The sequence below is a fragment of the Nocardioides sp. Soil805 genome (assembly GCF_001429625.1).
Lineage (GTDB): Bacteria > Actinomycetota > Actinomycetes > Propionibacteriales > Nocardioidaceae > Nocardioides.
The window spans coordinates 394778-415851 of the sequence record NZ_LMSU01000002.1; the positions used below are offsets into that span (position 1 = coordinate 394778).

A 21074-nucleotide genomic window follows, 5' to 3' on the forward strand; every position below is an offset into this window, starting at 1 on the left:
CTCAGAGCGGGGAGTGGACGAAGGGCAGGAACGTGTTGACCAGGTCGAGCTGGTCGTCGAGCCACCCGAGCAGGCTGAGGGTGTCGCTGATCGATGCGGGCGGGTCGCCGAGGAGGGTGTCGGACCGCAGCAGCCGCTCGAAGTCGACCCGCACCGGGCCGGGACGGGGCTGCCCGAGGCGGTCGGTGAACTCGACGCCCGCGAGCTCCATCACCGTGATCACCTCCTGGGCGAGGATGCCGTAGGCGCTCGTCGTGGGGTGCACGCCGTCGAGGGAGAACAGGCCGCCGTCGGTGCGACCACCCGGGCCGGACCGGAAGAACCGGGTGTTGGGCACCGGGTCCAGCGCCCGGAGCGCGGGGGGCAGCTCGTACGGCGTCCACCACGTCGGCCGCGCCCACGGGCTGTTGATGTAGCGCCGGGTCGCGAGCCGGTCGAGCAGCGACCCCATGTCGAACAGGTACCAGTCGAGGCCGTCGCGGCGGGCGGCGGCGACGGAGGCGATCATCGTCTCGTTGTAGGCGTCGACGGCGGAGTCGATCGCGCGGGCCTCGTCGCCGGTGATGTGCGGGTCGCGACGGGGGTCGAAGTCGTCGTCGGTGATCCAGGGCCGGGTGTAGTAGGGGAAGTACCGCGACTGCGGCCGGACCTTGCGGAAGGTGCCGCGGGCGATCGGGGCGATGGTCACCGACGGGACCGTCGCGATGATGACGTGCTGGGCGGCCACCCCGCGCAGCTTCTCCTCGAGCAGCGCCCAGTCGGCGGCGAACGCACTCGGACGCCACAGGTTGCAGCCGACACGCGCCGCCAGGCGCTGCTCGGCCGAGAGGTCGTCGTACCCCTCGGGCGTCCACGCCGGCTCGAGCGAGACGACCGCCCCGAGCGCGTTGTTGGAGCCCAGGACGACCACCAGCGTCTCCACGCCCTGGCGGGATCCGGCCATCTCGGTCACGGCCTCCAGCACGGTGCGGCCGCGGTTGCCCTTGCGGGCCCGCTGCAGGACCGGCCAGGCCGCCCGGTCCTGGTGGTGCTCGATCAGCTGCGCCAGCGGGTCGTCCTTGGTCGGGCGGCCCAACCTGGCCGCCACCTTGGTCGAGGTCAGGAGCTGCGGGTCGAGCACGTCCCACCCGTAGACCGCCATGTTGTGGAACGGTGCGCCGCCGGGCGGGGTCCTCGCGCCGTCGCCCCGCTCCCAGAAGTCCTCGACCCCGTCCATGTAGGACCGCAGCCACAGGGCCGCGGTCACGATCTCCCAGAAGTCCAGGTGCGCGCCGAACCGCTTCTCGAACGCCCGCGCCAGCCGCTCCAGGTCCAGCGGCAGCCCGCCGGGCCCGCGCGGCCACTCGTACGTCGGGAAGGTGAACTGCTCGGCGGTCAGGCCGAGCTCGTAGGCGGCGATCGCGGGCCACGACAGGTCTGTGCGGTGCACGGCGGCGCTCATGAACCCGTGGGTGAGGGAGTCGCCGATCGTGACCAGCCGGTGCTCGGCCGCGACCGCTGCTGCGCGCGGCACCTCGATCCCGAGGGTCGGGTCGGTCACCGGCTCTCGGGGACTCGTGCGGATCGTGACCTCGTCCGGTGTCACCCGTGAGCTCGCCATGCCTCCACCACCCCTCCCGTCGGACCAGCGTCCTCCCGGGACACCGTGCGTGACAAGGGGCGAGGCGGGGGATGCCGGCGCCGCCCGGTCGGGTCAGCCCGAGTGCGCCATGGACGGGGTTTCCCCCGAGTGCCACCGTGGGGCCATGACACGCATCGATGCCGACTACCTCGTGGTGGGGGCCGGCGCGGCCGGGATGGCCTTCACGGACGCGCTGGTCGACCACTCCGACGCCCGGGTGGTGCTGGTCGACCGCCGCTCCGGTCCCGGCGGGCACTGGCAGGAGGCGTACCCGTTCGTCCGCCTGCACCAGTCCTCCGCCTTCTACGGCGTCGCCTCGACCCTGCTCGGCGGGGGCCGGCTCCAGGAGCACGGCCCCGAGGCCGGCCTCCAGGAGCGCGCCTCCCAGTCAGAGATCGTCGGCTACTTCGACCGCGTGCTGGCGCGGATGCTCCAGACGGGACGCGTCGACTTCCACCCCAACAGCGAGTACGACGGGGACCGCACGGTCGTCTCACGGATCTCCGGCGCGCGGTTCGAGGTCCCCGCGTCGTGCCGGATCGTGGACGCGCGCTACCTCGCGCCGAGCATCCCCGCCGAGACCCCGCCCCCCTTCGACGTCGGCGCCCGGGCGAGCGTCCTGCCGGTCAACGACCTGCCGCGGCTCGAGGAGGCGCCCAGCCAGTACGTCGTGGTCGGGTCGGGCAAGACGGCGACGGATGCGTGCGTGTGGCTGCTCGGGCGCGGGGTGGACCCGGACGCCATCTGCTGGGTGCGGCCTCGCGACCCCTGGATGTACAACCGGGCCCTCATCCAGCCGGACCCGGCGATCTTCCTCGGCATGGCCGCCGACCTCATGCAGTCTGCCGCCGGGTCGGCGTCGCTCGAGGAGCTCTTCCTCCGCCTGGAGGAGCAGGAGATCATGCTGCGCATCGACCGCGACGTGACGCCGACGATGGCCAAGACGCCCACCCTCGCGACGTGGGAGCTCGAGCACCTGCGGACCATCGAGGACGTCGTACGACGAGGGCACCTGCGCAGCGTCGAGCGCGGCCGCCTCACTTTCGCCGACGGGTCGGTGGAGGTCGCCGACGACGCGGTGGTCGTGCACTGCGCCGCGGACGGGCTCAAGTACCCGCCGCTGGTGCCCGTCTGGCGTCCCGAGGCGATCACCGTTCAGCCGATCCGGTCGGGCTTCCCGTGCTTCGGTGCGGCGCTGACCGGCTACGTCGAGGCGACCCGCACCGACGACGACGAGAAGAACCGGACCTGCTCGCCGTCACCGTACGGCGACTCGCTGGCCGGGTGGGCCCGGATGAACGTCCTGGGGACCCGCTCGTCGATGGCCTTCTCCGCCGAGGCGGACATCAGGGAGTGGGGGAACGGGGTGGCGCTCAACCCGGTCCGCGTCCCCGACGGCTATCCCGCGTCGCCGGTGCTGGACGACGCCCGCGAGCGGCTGGCGGCGTACACCGGTCCGGCCCTCGAGCGGCTGGCGCACCTGATGTGAGTCCGTCGCTCCCGGTGACCGGGAGCGACGGCGCACGAGGTGGTACCAGCCGGGTGTCAGGCGGGGTCAGGCGGCGGCGAGGGCCTTGGCCTTGACCTGGTCGAACTCGGTCTGGGTGATCGTCCCGTCGTCGAGCAGCTTCTTCGCCGAGGCGATCTGGTCGACGCTGGACCCGCCGCCGCCGGCGACCGACCGCACGTAGTCGGCCTGCTGCTGCTGGATCGCCCTCTGCTGCTCGATGTTGCGCTGCGTCATGCCGTTGCCGCGGGCGATGAGGTAGCTGAAGACACCGATGAGGGGCAGCACGATGACGAACAGGCACCAGACCGTCTTGCCCATCCCGCCCAGGTCGTGGCTGCGGAAGATGTCCGCGAAGATGTAGAAGAGGCACATGATCCAGGCGAAGAAGATGAAGAACTCGAACATGGCGAGCAGGAACGACCCGTTGTCGTCGAACATGTGACTGCCTTCCCGGTGATGAGTGCTGAGCGGAGGGCTCAGTCGCACACGTGTTGTGCCCTCCCATTCGAGCGCTTCCGGCGGGCCGGGACCTCATCCGTCCCGGATGACTGTCCCCAGCCACCACGGACTCCCGGAGTGATGCGCACCGGACATCGCCGGATACAAATTCGGGCTTGGACAGGCATCGTCGCAGCGCCCTAGCGTGACGCGAACCGGCCACGAGCCGGTTCCCTGGTAGCTCCGCGACGACGAGAAGGACGCCTCGTGACCGAGTACAGCCCGACCGACCTGGCCACCCAGCTGAAGGGCGGCCTGCTGTCGTTCCCGGTGACCCACTTCGCCGACGACCTGTCGTTCGACGAGGCCGGCTACCGCAAGCACCTGGCGTGGCTCGCGCAGTACCCCGTCGCCGGGCTCTTCGCCGCGGGCGGCACGGGGGAGGGCTTCTCGCTGACCCTGGAGGAGACCGACCGGGTGGTGCGCACCGCCGTCCAGGAGGTCGCGGGCGCCGTACCGGTCCTCGCCCCCGCCACCGGCAGCACCGTCAACGCGGTCGCCCAGGCGAAGTCGGCCGAGGCCGCCGGCGCGGACGGGATCCTGCTCATGCCGCCGTACCTCACCGAGGCCAGCCAGGCCGGCCTCGTCGAGCACGTGACCCAGGTGTGCCGCGCCACCGGCCTCGGGGTCATCGTCTACAGCCGCGCCAACGCCGTGCTGCGCGACGAGGCCGTCGCGGTGCTCGCCGACCGCAACCCGACGATGGTCGGCTTCAAGGACGGCGTCGGCTCCATCGAGCAGATGACCCGCACCTACGCCCGCGTGGGGGACCGCCTCATGTACGTCGGGGGGCTGCCCACCGCCGAGACCTTCGCGCTGCCGCTGCTCCAGCTCGGCGTGAGCACCTACTCCAGCGCGCTGTTCAACTTCGTCCCCCAGTGGGCCATCGAGTTCTACGACGCCGTCGTCGCCCAGGACCGGGACGAGGTCTACCGTCGGCTCAACGAGTTCGTGCTGCCCTACCTCGACATCCGCGACCGCACCCAGGGGTACGCCGTCTCGATCGTCAAGGGCGGCCTGGCCGCCGTCGGTCGTCCGGCGGGCCCGGTCCGTCCGCCGCTGACCGACCTGCGCGAGGACGAGGTCGCCGAGCTGCGCGAGCTGGTCGACCGCATCTCCTGACCCCGCTCGGGACCGCACACCCGAGCAGCACGATCCACCCGCACGTGAGAGGAACGCATGACCAGCACTGCTGAGCAGGCCCGCTCGATCATCGCCGGCACCGAGGCCGAGTCGGCCGACGTGGAGGCCGCCACCACGGCCGCTGCCGCGGCGTTCGCGTCGTACCGCGCCACCAGTCCCGCCCAGCGCGCGGACTTCCTCGAGGCGGTCGCCGTCGAGATCGAGGCCGACAAGGACGCGATCATCGAGGCCGCGGTGGCGGAGAGCAGCCTGCCGCTGGCGCGCATCACCGGCGAGGTCGGCCGTACGACCGGCCAGCTGCGCATGTTCGCCGGCGTCGTGCGCCAGGGCGACCACCTCGGCGTCCGCATCGACCCCGCGCTGCCGGACCGCGCTCCGCTGCCGCGCGCCGACATCCGCCAGCGGATGGTCCCGCTCGGCCCGGTCGCCGTCTTCGGCGCCAGCAACTTCCCGCTCGCCTTCTCCACCGCGGGCGGCGACACCGCCTCGGCGCTGGCCGCCGGCTGCCCGGTCGTGGTGAAGGGCCACCCGGCCCACCCGCGCGCCGGTGTCCTCGTCGCCCGGGCGATCGGTCGGGCCGTCGCGTCCCAGGACCTCCACCCCGGCACGTTCTCGTTCCTGCTCGGCGGCGTCGGGCAGGACGGCATCGAGCTCGGCCAGGCCCTGGTGGCGGACCCGCGGATCGCCGCGGTCGGCTTCACCGGCTCCCGCGGCGGCGGCCTCGCCCTCGTCGAGGCGGCGAGCCGGCGCGCCGTACCCATCCCGGTCTACGCCGAGATGTCCTCGATCAACCCGGTCGTGGTGCTCCCCGGTGCCCTGGCCGAGGCCGACACGACGGCGTTCGCCCAGGCGTACGTCGGCTCGCTCACCCTCGGCGCCGGCCAGTTCTGCACCAACCCCGGACTGCTGTTCCTGCCCACCGGCGAGGCGGGTGACGCCTTCCTGGCGGCCACCGCCGAGGCCGTCGCGCAGGCGACCGGCCAGCGGATGCTCACCCCCGGGATCGCCGAGGCCTACGCCTCCGGCACCGACCGGCTCACCGGCACCGACGGGGTCACCGTGGTCGCCACCGGCGCCGACGGCGGCGAGCACGCCCCGGCCCCGCTGGTCGCCGAGGCGCCGGTCGAGCTGCTGCTCCAGGCCGACAGCGCCGTCGCGCACGAGGTCTTCGGCGCCTCCGGCGTCGTGGTCCGGTACGACGACGTGGACGCCCTGCTGCCGCGGCTCGCCGCCCTCGAGGGCCAGCTCACCGCGACCGTCCACGCGACCGCCGCGGACCGCGCGGAGGCCGCCACGCTGCTGCCGACCCTCGAGCTCAAGGTCGGCCGCATCCTCTTCAACGGCTGGCCGACCGGCGTCGAGGTGGGCCACGCGATGGTCCACGGCGGCCCGTTCCCGGCGACCTCCGACGGCCGCACCACCAGCGTCGGTAGCCTCGCCATCGAGCGCTTCCAGCGCCCGGTGGCCTACCAGGACGTGCCCGCCGACCTGCTGCCCGAGGCGCTGCGCGACGACAACCCGTGGGGACTGACCCGCCGCATCGACGGGACGCTCGAGGCATGAGCGCCACCATCGCGCGGGTCGAGGTCGTCCCGGTCGCCGGGCACGACTCGATGCTGCTCAACCTCAGCGGCGCGCACGGCCCGTTCTTCACCCGCAACATCGCGATCGTCACCGACTCCGAGGGTCGTGAGGGCCTCGGAGAGGTGCCCGGTGGGGAGGCGATCCGCAGCACCATCGCGGATGCGGCCGAGCTGCTCGTCGGCCAGCCCGTGGCGCGCTTCCGGACCCTGCTGCGCCAGGTCGCGACGCGCTTCGCCGACCGCGACGCCGGTGGCCGCGGCCTGCAGACCTTCGACCTGCGCACCACGATCCATGCGGTCACCGCTCTGGAGTCGGCGCTGCTCGACCTCTCCGGCCAGGAGCTCGGCGTGCCCGTGGCCGAGCTGCTCGGCGACGGCCAGCAGCGCACCCGGGTGCCGATGCTCGGCTACCTCTTCTACGTCGGCGACACCGACCGCACCGACCTGCCCTACCTCCGCGAGCCGGACGGCGCGGACGCGTGGGAGCGGGTGCGCCGCGAGGAGGCGATGACGCCCGAGGGCGTCGTACGTCTGGCGGAGGCGGCGCAGGAGCGCTACGGCTTCAGCGACTTCAAGCTCAAGGGCGGCGTGCTCGCCGGCGAGGAGGAGGTCGCCGCCGTCACCGCGCTGCACGAGCGCTTCCCCGACGCGCGGATCACCCTCGACCCCAACGGAGGCTGGCTGCTCGAGGAGGCCGTCCGGCTGCTGCAGGGCACCGACGACGTCCTGGCGTACGCCGAGGACCCGTGCGGCGCCGAGGGTGGCTTCTCCGGGCGCGAGGTGATGGCCGAGTTCAAGCGGCGTACCGGCCTGCGCACCGCGACCAACATGGTCGCCACGGACTGGCGGCAGATGGCCGACGCGGTCCGCACCAACGCCGTCGACATCCCGCTCGCCGACCCGCACTTCTGGACGATGGCCGGCTCCGTCCGGGTTGCCCAGCTCTGCCACGACTTCGGCCTGACCTGGGGATCGCACTCCAACAACCACTTCGACGTCTCGCTGGCGATGTTCACCCAGGTCGGTGCCGCGGCGCCGGGGGAGATCACCGCGCTGGACACCCACTGGATCTGGCAGGACGGCCAGGGCCTGACGCGGTCGCCTCTGGAGATCGTCGACGGGCACATCGCGGTCCCGGAGACGCCCGGGCTCGGCGTGGAACTGGACCGCGACCGCCTCGCCGAGGCGCACGCGCTGTACCTCGAGCACGGCCTGGGGGCGCGCGACGACGCGACGGCGATGCAGTACCTCGTCCCGGACTGGACCTTCGACCCGAAGCGTCCCTGCCTCGTGCGCTGAGTCGTGCCGGGTCCCGGGTTGGTCGTTGCCGCGGTGCCGGCGGGGTCCCGGTCGGGTGCCGCTCACCATGCCTTTGGTGGAATGACCACGTGAGCACCCAGCCGAGACCGCGCCAGACCACCTTCGCCGGCGGGATGATCGTGCTCGGCTCCCTGTTCCTGCTCGTGACCGTGTGGGACTCGATGACGGGCCTGCGGGGGATCGAGTCGCGCGACGCGATCGAGGACTTCCTGTCCGACCCGCCCGGCAACGGCCTCGGCCTCACGGTCGAGGGGACGCTGCAGATCCTGCGGGGCGTCGCCACCGTCACCGGCGTGTGCGCCGCCGTCGCCGCGGTGCTGGGCGTCTACGCCCTGCGTGGCCAGCGCGCCGCCCGCGTCGGCCTGACGGTGCTCGCCGTACCCATCTTCGTCACCGGCATCGTGGCCGGCGGCTTCATGTCGTCGATCGTCGCGGTGGCCATCGGGCTGCTGTGGCTCTCGCCGTCGCGCGAGTGGTTCCGGGGCGAGCCCGTCCCGGACCGTACGCCGCCCGCGGACGCGCCGAACGCCCCCAAGGCCGCCGTCTGGCCGCCGCCCCTCCCGGACGCCCGGGCCGCCGACCAGCCGCCCACCCCGCCCTCTGCTGCCGCCCCGCCCTCTCCTGCCTCGCCGGCCAGCCCGGCCGAGCCGCCCGTCCAGCACGGCACCTGGCCGGCGCTGCCGCCGGTGCCCGCTCCCACCCGTCGTCCCGAGGGCGTGCTCGTGGCCTTCGTGGTCACGGTCGTCTCGGCGGGTCTGGTCCTGCTGCTGACCGCGATCAGCGTGGCGGTCATGGCGTTCTCGCCGGACGCGCTGATGGACGAGGTGCTGCGCCAGCAGCCCGAGCTCGCCGAGCAGGGAGTCACGCAGGAGCTGCTGCAGACCACCACCTTCGTCATGGGCGGCATCGTCATCGCGTGGGCCGCGGCCGCGGTGGTGCTGGCCTTCCTCACCCTCGCCCGTCGCCGGGCCGCCGCGCAGGCCCTCACCGTCTCGGCCACCTTCAGCGCGATCCTGTGCGTCGTCGGTACCTTCGCCTCCCTCGTCCTCGCCCTGCCCGCCTTCGCCTCGATCATCACCGTCGCCGTCCTGCGCCGGCCCGAGGTGCGTGTGTGGCTCGCGGGGGACCGCCCCTGACGCCGAGAGGGCGCTTCCTGACGCGTCAGGTCCGCCGAGAGGGCACTTCCTGGCACCTGGGGTACGCCGACCGGGCGATTCCTGACACCTGGGGTACGCCGACCGGGCGATCCTGGCACCTGGGGTACGCCGACCGGGCGATTCCTGGCACCTGGGGTACGCCGAGAGGGCACTTCCTGACCGCTGAGGCACGCCGACCGGGCGATTCCTGGCCGCACGGGCGCGACGATTGTGCGTGGAAGCACCGTCCGGGACTGGTCAGGGGTGCATCCACGCACACTGACGACAGCCGCCCTGCTCCTCAGAGCGCGGCGATGTCGCGCGGGCGGTGTGGCACACCCTCGGCGAGCACCGTGGGGACCTGCGTCCCCAGGTCCCGCGGGCTGAAGGTCACGATCCCGGCGGCGACCTCGTCGGGCGAGAACCACCGGACCCCGTGGACGTTCTCGGCCACCAGGTCCACCCGGGGCCGCGGCTCGAAACGGCTGGCACGCACCAGGTAGGTCACGTCGGTCTGGCCGTCGAAGTGCGGCATCGGGAAGATCCGGGTGAGCCGCCACACCGGGCCGAGGATGACGGGATCCTCCAGGCCGAGCTCCTCGGCGAGCTCGCGCCGCAGCGCGTCCACCGGCGTCTCGCCCGGATCGATGCCGCCTCCGGGACAGGCCCAGAACCCGCCGGCGACGTCGAGCCCCTCCCAGTCGAAGTGCACGAGCAGCACGTGGTCGTCCTCGTCGAGCACGAGGGCGCGGACGGCCTGTCGGAGGCGGGGCGAGGACACGCTCAACGCCGGTGCAGGTCGGCGGCCGCGAGGCGCCGTACGCCCTCGCTGATCACGTCGGCCTCCTTGCAGAAGGCCCATCGCACCAGGTGCCGGCCCTCGTCGTGGTCGTCGTAGAACGCGATGCTGGGGATCGCGACGACACCCGCGACCTCGGGCAGGGCGAGGCAGAACTCCCGCCCGTCCGCCCATCCGAGGTGGCGGATGTCGGTGGTCGCGAAGTAGGTGCCCTCGGGCACGCGCGCGGTGAGTCCGGCGTCGGCGAGACCGGCCACGAGCAGGTCGCGACGCCGCTGCAACGAGGAAGCCAGCGCGGCCGGGAAGTCCGGCTCGTGGTCCAGCGCGTGCGCCACCGCCGGCTGCAGCGGCGAGCCTGAGGTGAAGGTCAGCCACTGCTTGGCGGCAAGGACGGCGCCGACGAGCTCGCGCGGACCCGTCGCCCACCCCACCTTCCAGCCGGTGAACGACCAGCTCTTGCCAGCGCTGGACAGCGTCAGGGTCCGCTCCCGCATGCCGGGCAGCGTCGACAGTGGCACGTGCCCCTCGGGCGACAGCGCGTCGTCGAAGACCAGGTGCTCGTAGACCTCGTCGGTGACCACGACCAGGTCGTGCTCGATCGCCACGTCCGCGACCGCCTGCAGCTCCTCGCGGGTGAGCACGGTGCCGGTGGGGTTGTGCGGGGTGTTGAGCAGGATCAGCCGGGTACGCCGCGTGATCGCGGCCCGCAGTGCGTCCGGGTCGAGGCGGTGGTCGGGCGCTCGCAGGGTGACCGGGCGACGTACGCCACCGGCGAACTCGATCATCGCCACGTAGGAGTCGTAGTACGGCTCCAGCACCACCACCTCGTCGCCCGGGTCGACCAGCCCGAGCAGGGCGGCGGCGATGCCCTCGGTGCACCCGGTGGTCACCACGACCTCGCTGTCCGGATCGAGCTCGATCCCGTAGTGGCGCTGCTGGTGGCGCGCGATCGCCTGTCGCAGCGCGGGCACGCCGATGCCGGGGGCGTACTGGTTGGCGCCGTGCTCGAGCGCCCGCACCGCCTCCGCGATCACCGACGGCGGGCCGTCCACGTCGGGGAAGCCCTGTCCGAGGTTGACCGCTCCCGTGCGGACCGCGAGCGCGGACATCTGCGAGAAGATCGTCGGCGGGACCGAGCGGACGCGTGCAGACGTTGTGCGCATGCTGGCGAGGGTAATCGTGGACACTCGGCGACATGTCGTCCCGCTCCTCGCGCAGCTCCACCTGGATGACCCGGGTAGGCGTGCTGCTCGTGGTGGCCGGGCTGGTCCTCGCCGGGTACGTCGCGTGGCAGCTGTACGGCACGAACGCGACCTCGCAGCGGACCCACCGCAGCCTCGTCGACGAGGTCGAGCGGAAGTGGGAGCAGCAGAACTCCTACCGGGCGGGGCAGGACGGACCTCGGGGCGGGGTGCCGACGGACCACGGTGACGTGACCGCCGTCGTGCGGATCCCGGCCTTCGGCGACGACTACGCCGTGCCGGTCCTGGAGGGGTCCTCCGACGAGGTGCTGGCCTCCGGCTTCGGGCACCTCGACGGCACCGCCGGTGCGGGGGAGAGGGGCAACTACGCCCTCGCGGCCCACCGCGTCACCCACGGCGAGCCGCTGCGGGACCTGCCGTCGCTGGAGCCCGGCGACGAGGTGGTCGTCGAGACCGCGCGCTGGACCTACACCTACGTCCTCGACACCCCGGGCGATGGCCTCACGGTGCCGTTCACGGGCACCTGGGTACTGGCCGACCTGCCCCGCAACCCCGACGCGGGCGGCGTACAGCCTCCGGGCCGCGAGCCCGCGCAGCGGCTCATCACGTTGACCACCTGCTCCGAGCTCTTCCACACCGACGACCGGCTGGTCGCCTTCGGGCATCTCGTCTCCAAGGACGAGCGGAACCGCGATCGACCCTTCTGAGTAGTCTCGTCGCCGTGGCCGACCAGATCCCTGCCGACGAGACCCTTGCCCGCGACATCGATGCGACCTGCCGCCTGACCGGGGAGTTCACCCTCCGCTCCGGACAGGTCGCCGACACCTACTTCGACAAGTACCTCTTCGAGGCGCAGCCGGCGCTGCTCGACCGCGTCGCCGCGCAGATGCTCGACCTGCTGCCCGCCGACACCGAGCTCCTCGGCGGCCTCGAGCTCGGCGGCATCCCGATCGCCACGATGGTCTCGGCGAAGACCGGCCTGCCCGCGCTCTTCGTGCGCAAGAAGGCCAAGGAGTACGGCACCTGCAAGCTGGCCGAGGGGCCGGACGTCGCCGGTCGCCGGGTGACGATCGTCGAGGACGTCATCACCACCGGCGGCGCGGTGCGCGACGCCACGCGGGCGCTGCGGGAGGCCGGCGCGACCGTCGAGGTCGTCGTCTGCGCGATCGACCGCTCGCCCGAGGGCGAGAACCCGCTCGCCGACGTCGGGCTCGAGGTCCGATCCGTGCTCACCCGCGCCCAGCTGGACGCCGCCCAGGGCTGACGCCCGGGCGGAGCCAGGACGCGGACGGCCTCAGCGCGGCCCGACGTCGCGACCGGAGATGTCGCGGTCCGGGCGACCGTCGTGGTCGTTGTCGTCCGCCTCGGGGGACGAGGTGCGCCGGTGGCGCCACCACTCCCAGGCGATGGGCACCACGGAGAAGGCGAGGATGACGATGATCGCCTTGTCGATGTTCTCGCCCAGCGACGGGAACGCCGCGCCGAGGAAGAAGCCGAGCAGGCTGATCGAGACCACCCAGCCGGCGGCCCCGACCAGGCTCCAGGTGAAGAACCGGCGCCGGTCCATGTGCGTCACGCCGGCGACCACGGTGATGTAGGTGCGCACGAACGGCACGAAGCGGCCGATGACCAGCGCCTTGTTGCCGTGCTTGTCGAAGAACGCGGTCGTCTGGTCGAAGTACTTGCGCTTGAGGATCCGGCCGTCGCGCTCGTAGAGCGGCGGCCCGATCGCGCGGCCGATCTCGTAGCCCGCGACGTTGCCCGCGACGGCGGCGGCGATGAACAGCACCATGGCGATCATCAGCTCGACCCCGGGCGGGCCCGGGAAGACGTCGATCTGCTCCGTCGCGAGGAAGAGCCCCATCGCGAACAGCAACGTGTCGCCCGGCAGGAACGGGAAGAAGAGCCCGCACTCGATGAAGATGATCCCCAGGCTGAGCCAGAACAGGGCCTCGCCGAAGTGCTCGAGGAGCCACCCGGGATCCATCCAGTCCATCCCGAGCAGGAGGGGCTGGACGTCGAGCAGCAGGGTCACCGGCTCACCCTAACTTCCGCCGCCTAGGGTGCCCCCATGGACGACGAGCGGGCGCCGTACGACCCGATGCCGCACGGTCCGGCGGAGGTCGGGGTGGGGCCGTGGGAGGGCCCGTGGCCGAGCGGTGAGCAGTACGACGCGACGCTGCTGGCCGAGGGTGACCGGCGCAACGTGGTCGACCGCTACCGGTACTGGACGCTCGAGGCGATCGTCGCCGACCTCGACACCCGGCGGCACGACTTCCACGTCGCCATCGAGAACTGGCAGCACGACTTCAACATCGGCACCGTCGTGCGCACCGCCAACGCGTTCCTGGCCCGCGAGGTGCACATCGTCGGCAACCGGCGCTGGAACCGGCGGGGGGCGATGGTCACCGACCGCTACCAGCACGTGCGCCACCACCCCACGGCCGACGACCTCGCGGCCTACCTGCACGAGCGGGACGTCCGGTTGCTGGGCATCGACAACCTGCCGGGCTCGCAGCACCTCGAGACCATGGAGGTGCCGAGGCAGGTGTGCTTCCTCTTCGGCCAGGAGGGGCCGGGGCTGTCCGAGCAGGCCCGGGCGGTGTGCGACGGCACGTTCTCGATCGCGCAGTTCGGCTCGACGCGCTCGATCAACGCCAGCGCCGCCGCCGCGATCGCCATGCACGCATGGGTGCGGTCGTACGCCGACCTCTCCGGCGACTCGGCCTGGCGCGGCTGACCGTTCACCCGTCCGACACCTCGGCTCGCGTCAGCACGACCTCCAGGGCCGCGAGCCCGCGGGAGCTGTGGCTCTTGACCGTGCCCTCGGAGATGCGCAGCTCCTGGGCGGTCTCCCGCACTGAGAGGCCCCACCAGAACCTCAGCACGACCACCTTGCGCTGCTGCTCCGGCAATGCCTGGACGGCCGCCACCAGCAGGCCCTGGTCCTCGGGAGCCAGCCCGGCGCGGGCCGTGGCCTCCCGCCCCGCATCCAGGGACACGGTGCGCACGCGTCGCTGCCGGCGCCGGTGCTGGTCGATGTTGGTGGTGACCAGGATCCGCCGGACGTAGCCCTCCGGGTCGCCGTCCTCGGTCCCGATCCGGTGCCACGCGACGTACAGCTTGGTGAGTGCCATCTGCAGGAGGTCCTCCGCGTCGTGCCAGTCGCCGCACAGGGCGTAGGCCAGCCGGCGGAGGTGGTCCTGGCGGGCGAGGACGAAGTCGCTGTACGCCGCCTCGCGCTGCGTGCGGGTGACACGCATGTCGGGTCAGCCCACCCGGCCGCTGGCCTGCTGGACGAACACGTCCAGGCTCGGGGTGGCCCCGGTGCGCGGCCCGAAGGAGGCCCCGCAGTTGCCCTCGGAGAGGAGCGCGAAGTAGGTGGAACCGCGGTAGACGAGCTCCACCGCGTGGCTGGGCCAGCCCGGGCAGAACCCGTCGACCGGGTCGGCGACGACGCGCACCCGCCGGACGCCGTCCAGTGTGTGGAGGCGACCACCGCGGTAGGCCACCAGCGGGATCGAGGCGTAGTCGCCGCCGTCGCCGATGGCGACGGGGAGGTCCCACATGGGGCTCCAGGTGGACGTCACGAAGTCGAGGAGCTCGCCCATCGCGTCTTCCGTGACGTCCGTGACCACGCCGTTCTCGGACGCCCACAGCAGGACGTACTTGCGCTGGTCCTCGGAGGTCAGGGCGAGCGCGACCGAGGGGCGATCGGGGATCACGTCGTCGATTCGCTGCGTCACCGTGGCACCGGGTCGCACCGTCACGGTGCCATCCGGCGCCAGGCGGGCCCATGTGTCGTCATCCCAACGGGCCGCGTCGGTGGACTTATCAGTCGCGTCGTCGGAGGCCGGGTCGGTCGGGATCGCGGCCGGTGCCACCGCCGAGTCCAGCGGTGAGTCGGGGCGCCCGGGACCGTCGGGGCGGTCGAGCACCGTCACGCCGAGCAGGGGGACGACGACGAGGCAGGCCGTGGCCGCCACCGCGATCCGGGCCGTCCGACGCCGGGCGGCCCGGCGCCCGGCGCTCAGCCGTGCGTCGAGCGGCCGGTGGGCCGGGCCCCCGTCGAGTGCCCGGTCGAAGCGGTCCTTCAGGTCGGTGTCCATGTCGTTCCCCCGTCGCTAGGTGATGTCCTACCACCGAGAACGCCTGCGGGCGCGGGAGGTTGTCACGCCCGCCGGCCTCAACGATCGGCGAGCACCGTCTCCAGCGCGGCGAGCCCGCGCGAGGAGTGGCTCTTGACGGTGCCCTCGGCGATGCCGAGCTCCTTGGCGCTCTCGGCGACGGACAGCTGCAGCCAGTGCCGGAGCACGACCACCTTGCGCTGCATCTCCGGCAGTGCCTGGAGCGCGTCGAAGAGCGCCGAGCGCTCCACCACGTCCCGGTCGGGCGGCGCGGCCTGCTCGGGCAGCTCGTCGGTGACCCGTTCGCGGCGCCACGGCCGCCGGTGCTCGTCGATGTTGGCGCGCACCATGATCTGGCGGACGTAGGCGTCCTCGGTGCCCTTGCCGCACACCCGCGGCCACGCGACGTACAGCTTGGTGAGCGAGGTCTGGAGCAGGTCGTCGGCCCGGTGCCAGTCGCCGCAGATCGCGTAGGCGATGCGGCGCAGGTGCACCTGGCGGGCGGCGACGTACTCGACGTACGCGGCCTCGTGCTCGTCGCGCCTCATCGCAGTCCCTCGCCGCTGTCGGCCTGGGACGCCAGGTGGCGCAGGAAGGCCGCCATCGTCGGAGCGTCGAGGACGGCCGGGTCGACGGTCGTGGTGCCCCACTCGTCCACCCGTCCGAACATCTCGGTCCCGTCGGCGAGGCGCAGCCGCACCGCCGCCTGCTTGGCGACCGGGCCGTAGGCAGCCGCCTCCTTCGGGCTCATCACGACCTCGAGCAGCGTCACGCCGTCCGCGGCGACGACGTCGCCGTCGACGAACGCGGCGACCGAGTCGTCCACGGGGACGTCCTGCCCCGGCTCGACGTCCTTGAACCGCTGCTCGTCGGCCCACGTGGCCCTGATCCAGTCCTCGAACTCGGCGAACCGCTTGCCGGGCCGGTCGAAGGAGATCGACGTGGCGCCGTCGCTCGACCAGGACGCCAGCGCCCACTGCTCGGCCGTCCCGTCGTCCCGGGAGAGGTCGACGCCCCAGGACTTGTGGCGGGCCAGGTCCTCCAGGACGACGAGCCGCTCAACGGTCCACCCGGGCCGGCGGACCAGGCTGCCGTCGTCCAGCGGCGCCACGGCGGGTCCTCGGCCCAGCATCACCATCTCGTCGTCGGTCCGTGCGATCCGGACCTCGGCGTCCGACTCGACCAGCGGCTCGAGCTCCGGCGCGCTCGGCGACTCCGCGGTGGGGCTCGGCGACTCCGCCGCCGTGCTCGGCGACGGGTCGTTGGCGACCAGCCCGGCTCCGGCACGGGCGTCGCCCGGCAGCACGGCCCAGGTGGCGCCGAAGAGCACGGCGACCGCGGCGAGGGAAGCGACGCCGGCGGCGAGCCGGCGGCGTCGTACGGCAGCTCGTCCCGCGGCGAGGTAGCGCGCCGGCTCCGGCAGTCGCGGCCCCTCGCCGAAGGACCGGTCGATCTGGTCCGACCAGCTCGCGCCGGACGACTTCTCGCCCCCCTGCGTCGTGTCCATGGTGGTCCTCTCCGCGTCAAGTGCTGTCACGAGGAGTACGCGACGTCGGGTGCGATCGGTTGTCAGGCGTGCTCGGGCAGCAGCATCGCCAGCGCTGCGCGGCCGCGGGTCGCGTGCCGGTGCACCATCGACACGTCGATGCCCAGCGCGCCGGCGACCTCTTCGGCGGGCACGTCGAGCCAGCCGTGGAGCACCAGCACCTTGCGCTGGACCGCGGGCAGCGACTGGAGGCCGTCGAAGAGCAGCGACTGGTCCTCGACGGGGAAGTCGGCGGCGCGGTGCTCCCCGCAGCTGCGGGGGCTCGGGGACTCGTGGACGTCGAGGCGGGCCAGCGACCGGTGCACGAGCGCGTCGGCCTCGGTGGCGTCCGCGAGGTGCGGCCACGCGGCCTCGACGTGGGCGAGGGTGCGGCGCACGGCGTCCTCGGCCTGGACCCAGTCGCAGCAGATGGCGTGGGCCACCCGGCGCACGTGCTGCTGACGGTCCAGGAGGTAGGCGGTGAACCCGTCGGTGGCGCGCAGGTCACGGCGGGTGCCCCAGCGGGCCGGCCGCGTGCCGGCGACGTAGACGTCGGTGGTGCCGAACCCGTCGAACGACGCGTCGATCTCGTGCACCCAGTCGATGGTGGTGGTCATGGTGGTTTCCCCCTTGCGGTGAAGACGCACCCGGCAACCGTTCGGTTGCGTCGCGATGCCGTCAGATCTGCCGTTCGCAGAGCGGCCGGGAGCCACTAGGGTCGGAGATGTCCCGAGACGTCCTCCCAAAGGATCCGACATGCCCATCGCCACCCCCGAGGTCTACGCGCAGATGCTGGACGCCGCGAAGGGCAAGTCCTTCGCCTACCCGGCCATCAACGTGTCCTCGTCCCAGACCCTCAACGCCGCCCTCAAGGGCTTCGCGGACGCCGGCTCCGACGGCATCATCCAGATCTCCACCGGCGGCGCGGAGTACCTCTCCGGCCCGAGCGTCAAGAACATGGTCACCGGCTCGGTGGCGTTCGCGGCGTACGCCGCCGAAGTCGCGAAGAACTACCCGGTCAACGTCGCGCTGCACACCGACCACTGCCCCAAGGACAAGCTCGACGGCTTCGTCCGGCCGCTGGTCGACATCTCCGCCGAGCGCGTGGCCCGCGGAGAGGCGCCGCTCTTCCAGTCGCACATGTGGGACGGCTCGGCCGTGCCGCTGGAGGAGAACCTCCAGATCGCGCAGGAGCTGCTGGAGAAGTGCGCGGCGGCGCACATCATCCTCGAGGTCGAGATCGGGGTCGTCGGTGGCGAGGAGGACGGTGTCGTCGGCGCGATCGACGACAAGCTCTACTCCACCCCCGAGGACGCGCTCGCGACCGTGCGTGCGCTCGGGACCGGCGAGAAGGGCCGCTACATGACGGCGCTGACCTTCGGCAACGTGCACGGTGTCTACAAGCCCGGCAACGTCAAGCTGCGCCCCGAGATCCTCAAGTCCGCCCAGGAGGCCGTGGTCGCCGAGCTCGGGCTGGATGCCGGTGCCAAGCCGTTCGACCTGGTCTTCCACGGCGGGTCCGGCTCGACCGCCGAGGAGATCGGTGCCGCCGTCGACTACGGCGTCATCAAGATGAACGTCGACACCGACACCCAGTACGCGTTCACCCGTCCGGTCGCCGCCCACATGTTCGACAACTACGACGGCGTGCTCAAGGTCGACGGCGAGGTGGGCAACAAGAAGGCCTACGACCCGCGGGCCTGGGGCAAGGCCGGCGAGGCGGGCATGGCCGCGCGCATCGTCGAGGCGTGCGAGAACCTGCGGTCGGCAGGCACCTCCCTCGGCGCCTGATCGACGTCACGACAACGACGACGGGCCGGCCCCCCACGGCGCGCTGGCCCGTCGTCGTTACCGCCCCCGTCCCCCGTCCCCCGTCCCCCTGGTCCTGTGGAGGGGTAGGCGCGAGCGCAGCGGGTGCCTGTGGCCGATCGACATGGCGCGTCCCCTTCCTCATCGAGCGTGCGATGAACCGTCGGGGTCTGGGACGGCTTCGGTCCGACATTAGACCGTGGTTCCGGTCCTGCCAACAGGTGAGCGGGATCCCACGAGGTGGCTGCCCGGGTCGCGTCAGTCGAGGGTGCGCTCGTAGTAGGAGGAGAGCGCACCGTCCGGGCGCCCCTCCGTGCGGTCGAAGCCCGCGGACTCGTAGAGCCTGCGCGCCACCACGTCGTCCTCGGTGGTGGTGAGGTCCATGTAGTCGGCGCCCCGCTCGCGCGCGGTCGCCATGCAGGCCTCGAGGAGCGCCCGCCCGATGCCCTGCCCGCGACGGTCCGGCACGACGTACAGCTCGGCGAGGTAGGCCTCGAGGGCCGGGCCCCACAGCGACCGGCGCAGCCGCAGCACCCCCAGCCCGTCGGCCGGGCCGGCGACGAGGACCACGGTCTCGTCGCCGGCCACCAGCTCGGCCAGGTGTCCGGCCAGCCACTCCGGGCCGGGGGACGGCTCGTCGTACTCACGGTTGAAGTCGTCGAGCAGGCGCGCCGCCAGCGGCGCCTCCTCGGCGGTGAGCACGCGCACGTCCACCACGGCCCGGTCCTCTCAGCGGGCGCCGGCGTTGCCCGAGATGTCGTCCGGGTCGCCGTAGGCCGCGTCGTGCTTCTCGTGGTCGACCAGGTCCTTCTGGACGCGCGGGTCGTCCGCGTCGGCGACGTAGTCGAACGGGATGGTCTCGTCCTGGCCGTTGGACACCTTGGCGGCGTTGAGGATCGCGCTGAGCACGACCGTGATCACCAGGTTGAGCACGAAGGCGGTCATGGCGATGTAGCCCAGCTCGCCCAGCCCCGGGATCTCGCCCAGCGAGCCGCCGAAGTGCTTGCCCGTGACCGGGTTGATCACCTGGTAGGCCTCGACCGTGCCGTAGACCATGGCGACCGCCCAGCCGGTGAGCAGGGCGTAGCGGTGGAACCAGCGGGTGTAGAGGCTGAACACCACGGCGGGGAAGGTCTGGAGGATCCAGATACCGCCGAGGAGCTGGAAGTTGATCGCGTTCTGCTTGTCGAGGGTGAGCACGAAGACCAGCGCGAACGCCTTGACGACCAGCGACATCAGCTTGGAGACCTTGGCCTCCTGGGCGGGCGTGGCGTCGGGCTTGAGCCACTCCTTGTAGATGTTGCGGCTGAACGTGTTGGCCGCGGCGATGGACATGATCGCGGCCGGCACCAGCGCGCCGATCGCGACCGCCGCGAAGGCGACGCCGGCGAACCACGCGGGGAACATGTCCTCGAAGAGCTGCGGGATGACCAGCTGCGCGTTGGGCTCGCCGTCGAGACCGACCGGCGTGGTCCCGGCCGCGATGGCGACCCAGCCGAGCAGGGCGAGCAGGCCCAGCACGAAGGAGTAGGCCGGCAGGATCGCGGCGTTGCGACGGATCGTGTTGCGGCTGTTGGACGACAGCGACGCGGTCACCGAGTGCGGGTACATGAACAGCGCGAGCGCCGAGCCGAGCGCCAGCGTGGCGTAGGCCCAGTGGGTGCTGTCGACCGAGATGAAGGTGCCGGTGGGCTTGTCGGTCGCCGGGTTGACCGTCGCCATCTTGTCCTGGGCCGCGCCGAAGATCGAGTCCCAGCCGCCGACCTGGCCGGGCAGGTAGATCACCGCGACGATGATGACGAGGTAGATCAGGATGTCCTTGACGAACGCGATCACCGCGGGCGCCCGGAGGCCGCTGGAGTAGGTGTACGCCGCGAGCAGGGCGAAGGCGATGAACAGCGGCAGGTCCTTGGCGATGATGTTGTCCCCGCCACCGAGCCCGGCCACCTCGAGCACCGCCTGGATGCCGACGAGCTGCAGCGCGATGTAGGGCATCGTCGCGACGAAGCCGGTGACCGCGACCGCGAGCGAGAGCGCGCGGGAGTTGTAGCGGCCGCGCACGAAGTCGGCGGTGGTGACGTAGCCGTGGCGGTGGCTGACCGACCACAGGCGGGCCATGAAGATGAAGATGATCGGGTAGAGCACGATCGTGTAGGGCACCGCGAAGAAGCCCGCGACCGCGCCCGTGGCGAACATCGCCGCCGGGACCGCGACGAAGGTGTACGCCGTGTAGAGGTCACCGCCGAGCAGGAACCACGTGACCCAGGTGCCGAACTTGCGCCCACCGAGGCCCCACTCGTCGAGCGACTCCAGGGAGTCGCCGCGCTGGAAGCGCGACGCGTAGAAGCCGGCCACCGTCACGATGGCGAACAGCACGATGAGCACCGCGAGGGCGACGCCGTTGATGCCCGTGTCGGCCGCCATCACGGCCACCTGCGCGCTCATCGGTCACCGCCGGCGGTGCTCGAGCCGTCGGTGGCCCGCGGGGTCCGGGGCGGCCGCGCGGCGAGGGTGAGCTTGTACGCCGTCCAGGTGAGACCGGAGCACAGGAACACCCAGAGGAACTGGTACCAGAAGAAGAACGGGAAGCCGAAGAGCTCCGGGTCGGTCTTCGCGTACGACGGCACCCACATCAGGGCGATGATCGGGATCATCAGCAGCACGCCGGCGAGGACCATCTTGCCTCGGTCGGTGGGAGGGACGTCAGGGGTGGCGCCGGGTTCGGGGCGCGGCGGAGGGGGGTTCTGCCCGAGTGTCATGCGCGGGAGGTTACTCCTGGTGTTACCCGTGACACAGCAACC

General features: G+C 72.2%; 22 protein-coding genes. 9 read left to right on the plus strand and 13 right to left on the minus strand.

Translation table 11 applies throughout. The annotated features are described in order from the left end of the window. Position 1: 1 nt before the first annotated feature. Positions 2-1600 carry a hypothetical protein gene (locus ASG94_RS12345; RefSeq protein ID WP_056926755.1) on the minus strand — a complete coding sequence of 533 codons (1599 nt, stop codon included), beginning with the start codon at positions 1598-1600 and terminating at the stop codon, positions 2-4. Positions 1601-1745: 145 nt separating this feature from the next. On the opposite strand from ASG94_RS12345, the gene ASG94_RS12350 reads away from it, so the two are divergent. After that, positions 1746-3110 (plus strand): NAD(P)-binding protein, encoded by a 1365-nt coding sequence (locus tag ASG94_RS12350; RefSeq protein ID WP_056926756.1) that lies wholly within the window; start codon positions 1746-1748, stop codon positions 3108-3110. Positions 3111-3176: 66 nt separating this feature from the next. Here ASG94_RS12350 and ASG94_RS12355 read toward each other — a convergent pair whose 3' ends face one another. Continuing rightward, positions 3177-3569 carry an SHOCT domain-containing protein gene (locus ASG94_RS12355; protein ID WP_056926757.1) on the minus strand — a complete coding sequence of 131 codons (393 nt, stop codon included), beginning with the start codon at positions 3567-3569 and terminating at the stop codon, positions 3177-3179. A 267-nt stretch (positions 3570-3836) separates the two neighbouring features. On the opposite strand from ASG94_RS12355, the gene kdgD reads away from it, so the two are divergent. From kdgD to ASG94_RS12375, 4 genes are all read left to right on the plus strand, one after another. After that, a complete protein-coding gene (gene kdgD / locus ASG94_RS12360; protein WP_056926758.1) occupies positions 3837-4751 on the plus strand; it encodes a 5-dehydro-4-deoxyglucarate dehydratase in 915 nt (304 codons plus the stop codon). Between the two features lie 57 nt (positions 4752-4808). After that, positions 4809-6335: an aldehyde dehydrogenase (NADP(+)) gene (locus tag ASG94_RS12365; RefSeq protein WP_056926759.1), complete on the plus strand. Its 1527-nt coding sequence runs from the start codon at positions 4809-4811 to the stop codon at positions 6333-6335. Then, entirely contained in the window at positions 6332-7654 is a 1323-nt protein-coding gene (locus ASG94_RS12370) for an enolase C-terminal domain-like protein (RefSeq protein ID WP_056926760.1), read from the plus strand. The genes ASG94_RS12365 and ASG94_RS12370 overlap by 4 nt, the downstream gene beginning before the upstream one ends. Before the next feature lie 89 nt (positions 7655-7743). Next, complete coding sequence (locus ASG94_RS12375; RefSeq protein WP_056926761.1) at positions 7744-8811, plus strand: hypothetical protein; 1068 nt, start codon at positions 7744-7746, stop codon at positions 8809-8811. Positions 8812-9112: 301 nt separating this feature from the next. Here the strand turns inward: ASG94_RS12375 and ASG94_RS12380 are convergent, their stop codons facing one another. Both ASG94_RS12380 and ASG94_RS12385 read right to left on the minus strand, forming a co-directional pair. Beyond that, positions 9113-9592 (minus strand): NUDIX hydrolase, encoded by a 480-nt coding sequence (locus tag ASG94_RS12380; protein ID WP_056926762.1) that lies wholly within the window; start codon positions 9590-9592, stop codon positions 9113-9115. A gap of 2 nt (positions 9593-9594) precedes the next feature. Further along, positions 9595-10773 carry a pyridoxal phosphate-dependent aminotransferase gene (locus ASG94_RS12385; RefSeq protein ID WP_056926763.1) on the minus strand — a complete coding sequence of 393 codons (1179 nt, stop codon included), beginning with the start codon at positions 10771-10773 and terminating at the stop codon, positions 9595-9597. Between the two features lie 32 nt (positions 10774-10805). Between ASG94_RS12385 and ASG94_RS12390 the strand changes: the two genes are divergently transcribed. Next, on the plus strand, positions 10806-11519 hold the full coding sequence (locus tag ASG94_RS12390; protein WP_056926764.1) for a class E sortase: 714 nt from the start codon (positions 10806-10808) through the stop codon (positions 11517-11519). 14 nt (positions 11520-11533) lie between these two features. Further along, a complete protein-coding gene (gene pyrE, locus ASG94_RS12395; protein WP_082624155.1) occupies positions 11534-12076 on the plus strand; it encodes an orotate phosphoribosyltransferase in 543 nt (180 codons plus the stop codon). Between the two features lie 30 nt (positions 12077-12106). On the opposite strand, the gene ASG94_RS12400 is transcribed toward pyrE, so the two are convergent. Further along, entirely contained in the window at positions 12107-12847 is a 741-nt protein-coding gene (locus ASG94_RS12400; protein ID WP_235537255.1) for a DedA family protein, read from the minus strand. Positions 12848-12883: 36 nt separating this feature from the next. Between ASG94_RS12400 and ASG94_RS12405 the strand changes: the two genes are divergently transcribed. Beyond that, complete coding sequence (locus ASG94_RS12405) at positions 12884-13552, plus strand: TrmH family RNA methyltransferase (RefSeq protein ID WP_056926765.1); 669 nt, start codon at positions 12884-12886, stop codon at positions 13550-13552. Between the two features lie 4 nt (positions 13553-13556). Here ASG94_RS12405 and ASG94_RS12410 read toward each other — a convergent pair whose 3' ends face one another. From ASG94_RS12410 to ASG94_RS12430, 5 genes are all read right to left on the minus strand, one after another. Continuing rightward, positions 13557-14075, minus strand: coding sequence for a SigE family RNA polymerase sigma factor (locus ASG94_RS12410; protein WP_056926766.1), 519 nt, complete (start codon positions 14073-14075; stop codon positions 13557-13559). A 6-nt stretch (positions 14076-14081) separates the two neighbouring features. Beyond that, positions 14082-14921, minus strand: coding sequence for a hypothetical protein (locus tag ASG94_RS12415; RefSeq protein WP_056926767.1), 840 nt, complete (start codon positions 14919-14921; stop codon positions 14082-14084). A gap of 77 nt (positions 14922-14998) precedes the next feature. After that, positions 14999-15487, minus strand: coding sequence for a SigE family RNA polymerase sigma factor (locus ASG94_RS12420; RefSeq protein WP_056926768.1), 489 nt, complete (start codon positions 15485-15487; stop codon positions 14999-15001). Next, on the minus strand, positions 15484-16446 hold the full coding sequence (locus ASG94_RS12425; RefSeq protein WP_056926769.1) for a hypothetical protein: 963 nt from the start codon (positions 16444-16446) through the stop codon (positions 15484-15486). The genes ASG94_RS12420 and ASG94_RS12425 overlap by 4 nt, the downstream gene beginning before the upstream one ends. Positions 16447-16508: 62 nt before the next feature. After that, positions 16509-17081 (minus strand): sigma factor-like helix-turn-helix DNA-binding protein, encoded by a 573-nt coding sequence (locus ASG94_RS12430; protein ID WP_056926770.1) that lies wholly within the window; start codon positions 17079-17081, stop codon positions 16509-16511. Between the two features lie 139 nt (positions 17082-17220). On the opposite strand from ASG94_RS12430, the gene fbaA reads away from it, so the two are divergent. After that, entirely contained in the window at positions 17221-18255 is a 1035-nt protein-coding gene (gene fbaA, locus ASG94_RS12435; protein WP_056926771.1) for a class II fructose-bisphosphate aldolase, read from the plus strand. 276 nt (positions 18256-18531) lie between these two features. Here fbaA and ASG94_RS12440 read toward each other — a convergent pair whose 3' ends face one another. Genes ASG94_RS12440 through ASG94_RS12450 form a run of 3 tightly spaced genes read right to left on the minus strand, consistent with a single transcriptional unit; the run spans position 18532 to position 21032 of the window. Beyond that, positions 18532-18990, minus strand: coding sequence for a GNAT family N-acetyltransferase (locus ASG94_RS12440; protein ID WP_056926772.1), 459 nt, complete (start codon positions 18988-18990; stop codon positions 18532-18534). A gap of 12 nt (positions 18991-19002) precedes the next feature. Next, entirely contained in the window at positions 19003-20718 is a 1716-nt protein-coding gene (mctP, locus tag ASG94_RS12445) for a monocarboxylate uptake permease MctP (protein WP_082624157.1), read from the minus strand. Then, a complete protein-coding gene (locus ASG94_RS12450) occupies positions 20715-21032 on the minus strand; it encodes a DUF3311 domain-containing protein (protein ID WP_235537256.1) in 318 nt (105 codons plus the stop codon). The genes mctP and ASG94_RS12450 overlap by 4 nt, the downstream gene beginning before the upstream one ends. Between the last annotated feature and the right edge of the window lie 42 nt (positions 21033-21074).

Bases quoted from the DNA above. Each gene is read 5' to 3' on its own strand.
- ASG94_RS12365 (WP_056926759.1), top strand. From the start codon at position 4,809: ATGACCAGCACTGCTGAGCAGGCCCGCTCGATCATCGCCGGCACCGAG.
- ASG94_RS12405 (WP_056926765.1), top strand. From the start codon at position 12,884: ATGGACGACGAGCGGGCGCCGTACGACCCGATGCCGCACGGTCCGGCG.
- fbaA (WP_056926771.1), top strand. From the start codon at position 17,221: ATGCCCATCGCCACCCCCGAGGTCTACGCGCAGATGCTGGACGCCGCG.
- ASG94_RS12420 (WP_056926768.1), bottom strand. From the start codon at position 15,487: ATGAGGCGCGACGAGCACGAGGCCGCGTACGTCGAGTACGTCGCCGCC.
- ASG94_RS12425 (WP_056926769.1), bottom strand. From the start codon at position 16,446: ATGGACACGACGCAGGGGGGCGAGAAGTCGTCCGGCGCGAGCTGGTCG.
- ASG94_RS12390 (WP_056926764.1), top strand. From the start codon at position 10,806: ATGTCGTCCCGCTCCTCGCGCAGCTCCACCTGGATGACCCGGGTAGGC.
- ASG94_RS12370 (WP_056926760.1), top strand. From the start codon at position 6,332: ATGAGCGCCACCATCGCGCGGGTCGAGGTCGTCCCGGTCGCCGGGCAC.
- ASG94_RS12385 (WP_056926763.1), bottom strand. From the start codon at position 10,773: ATGCGCACAACGTCTGCACGCGTCCGCTCGGTCCCGCCGACGATCTTC.
- ASG94_RS12410 (WP_056926766.1), bottom strand. From the start codon at position 14,075: ATGCGTGTCACCCGCACGCAGCGCGAGGCGGCGTACAGCGACTTCGTC.
- ASG94_RS12415 (WP_056926767.1), bottom strand. From the start codon at position 14,921: ATGGACACCGACCTGAAGGACCGCTTCGACCGGGCACTCGACGGGGGC.
- ASG94_RS12350 (WP_056926756.1), top strand. From the start codon at position 1,746: ATGACACGCATCGATGCCGACTACCTCGTGGTGGGGGCCGGCGCGGCC.
- mctP (WP_082624157.1), bottom strand. From the start codon at position 20,718: ATGAGCGCGCAGGTGGCCGTGATGGCGGCCGACACGGGCATCAACGGC.
- ASG94_RS12345 (WP_056926755.1), bottom strand. From the start codon at position 1,600: ATGGCGAGCTCACGGGTGACACCGGACGAGGTCACGATCCGCACGAGT.
- ASG94_RS12355 (WP_056926757.1), bottom strand. From the start codon at position 3,569: ATGTTCGACGACAACGGGTCGTTCCTGCTCGCCATGTTCGAGTTCTTC.
- ASG94_RS12430 (WP_056926770.1), bottom strand. From the start codon at position 17,081: ATGACCACCACCATCGACTGGGTGCACGAGATCGACGCGTCGTTCGAC.
- ASG94_RS12450 (WP_235537256.1), bottom strand. From the start codon at position 21,032: ATGACACTCGGGCAGAACCCCCCTCCGCCGCGCCCCGAACCCGGCGCC.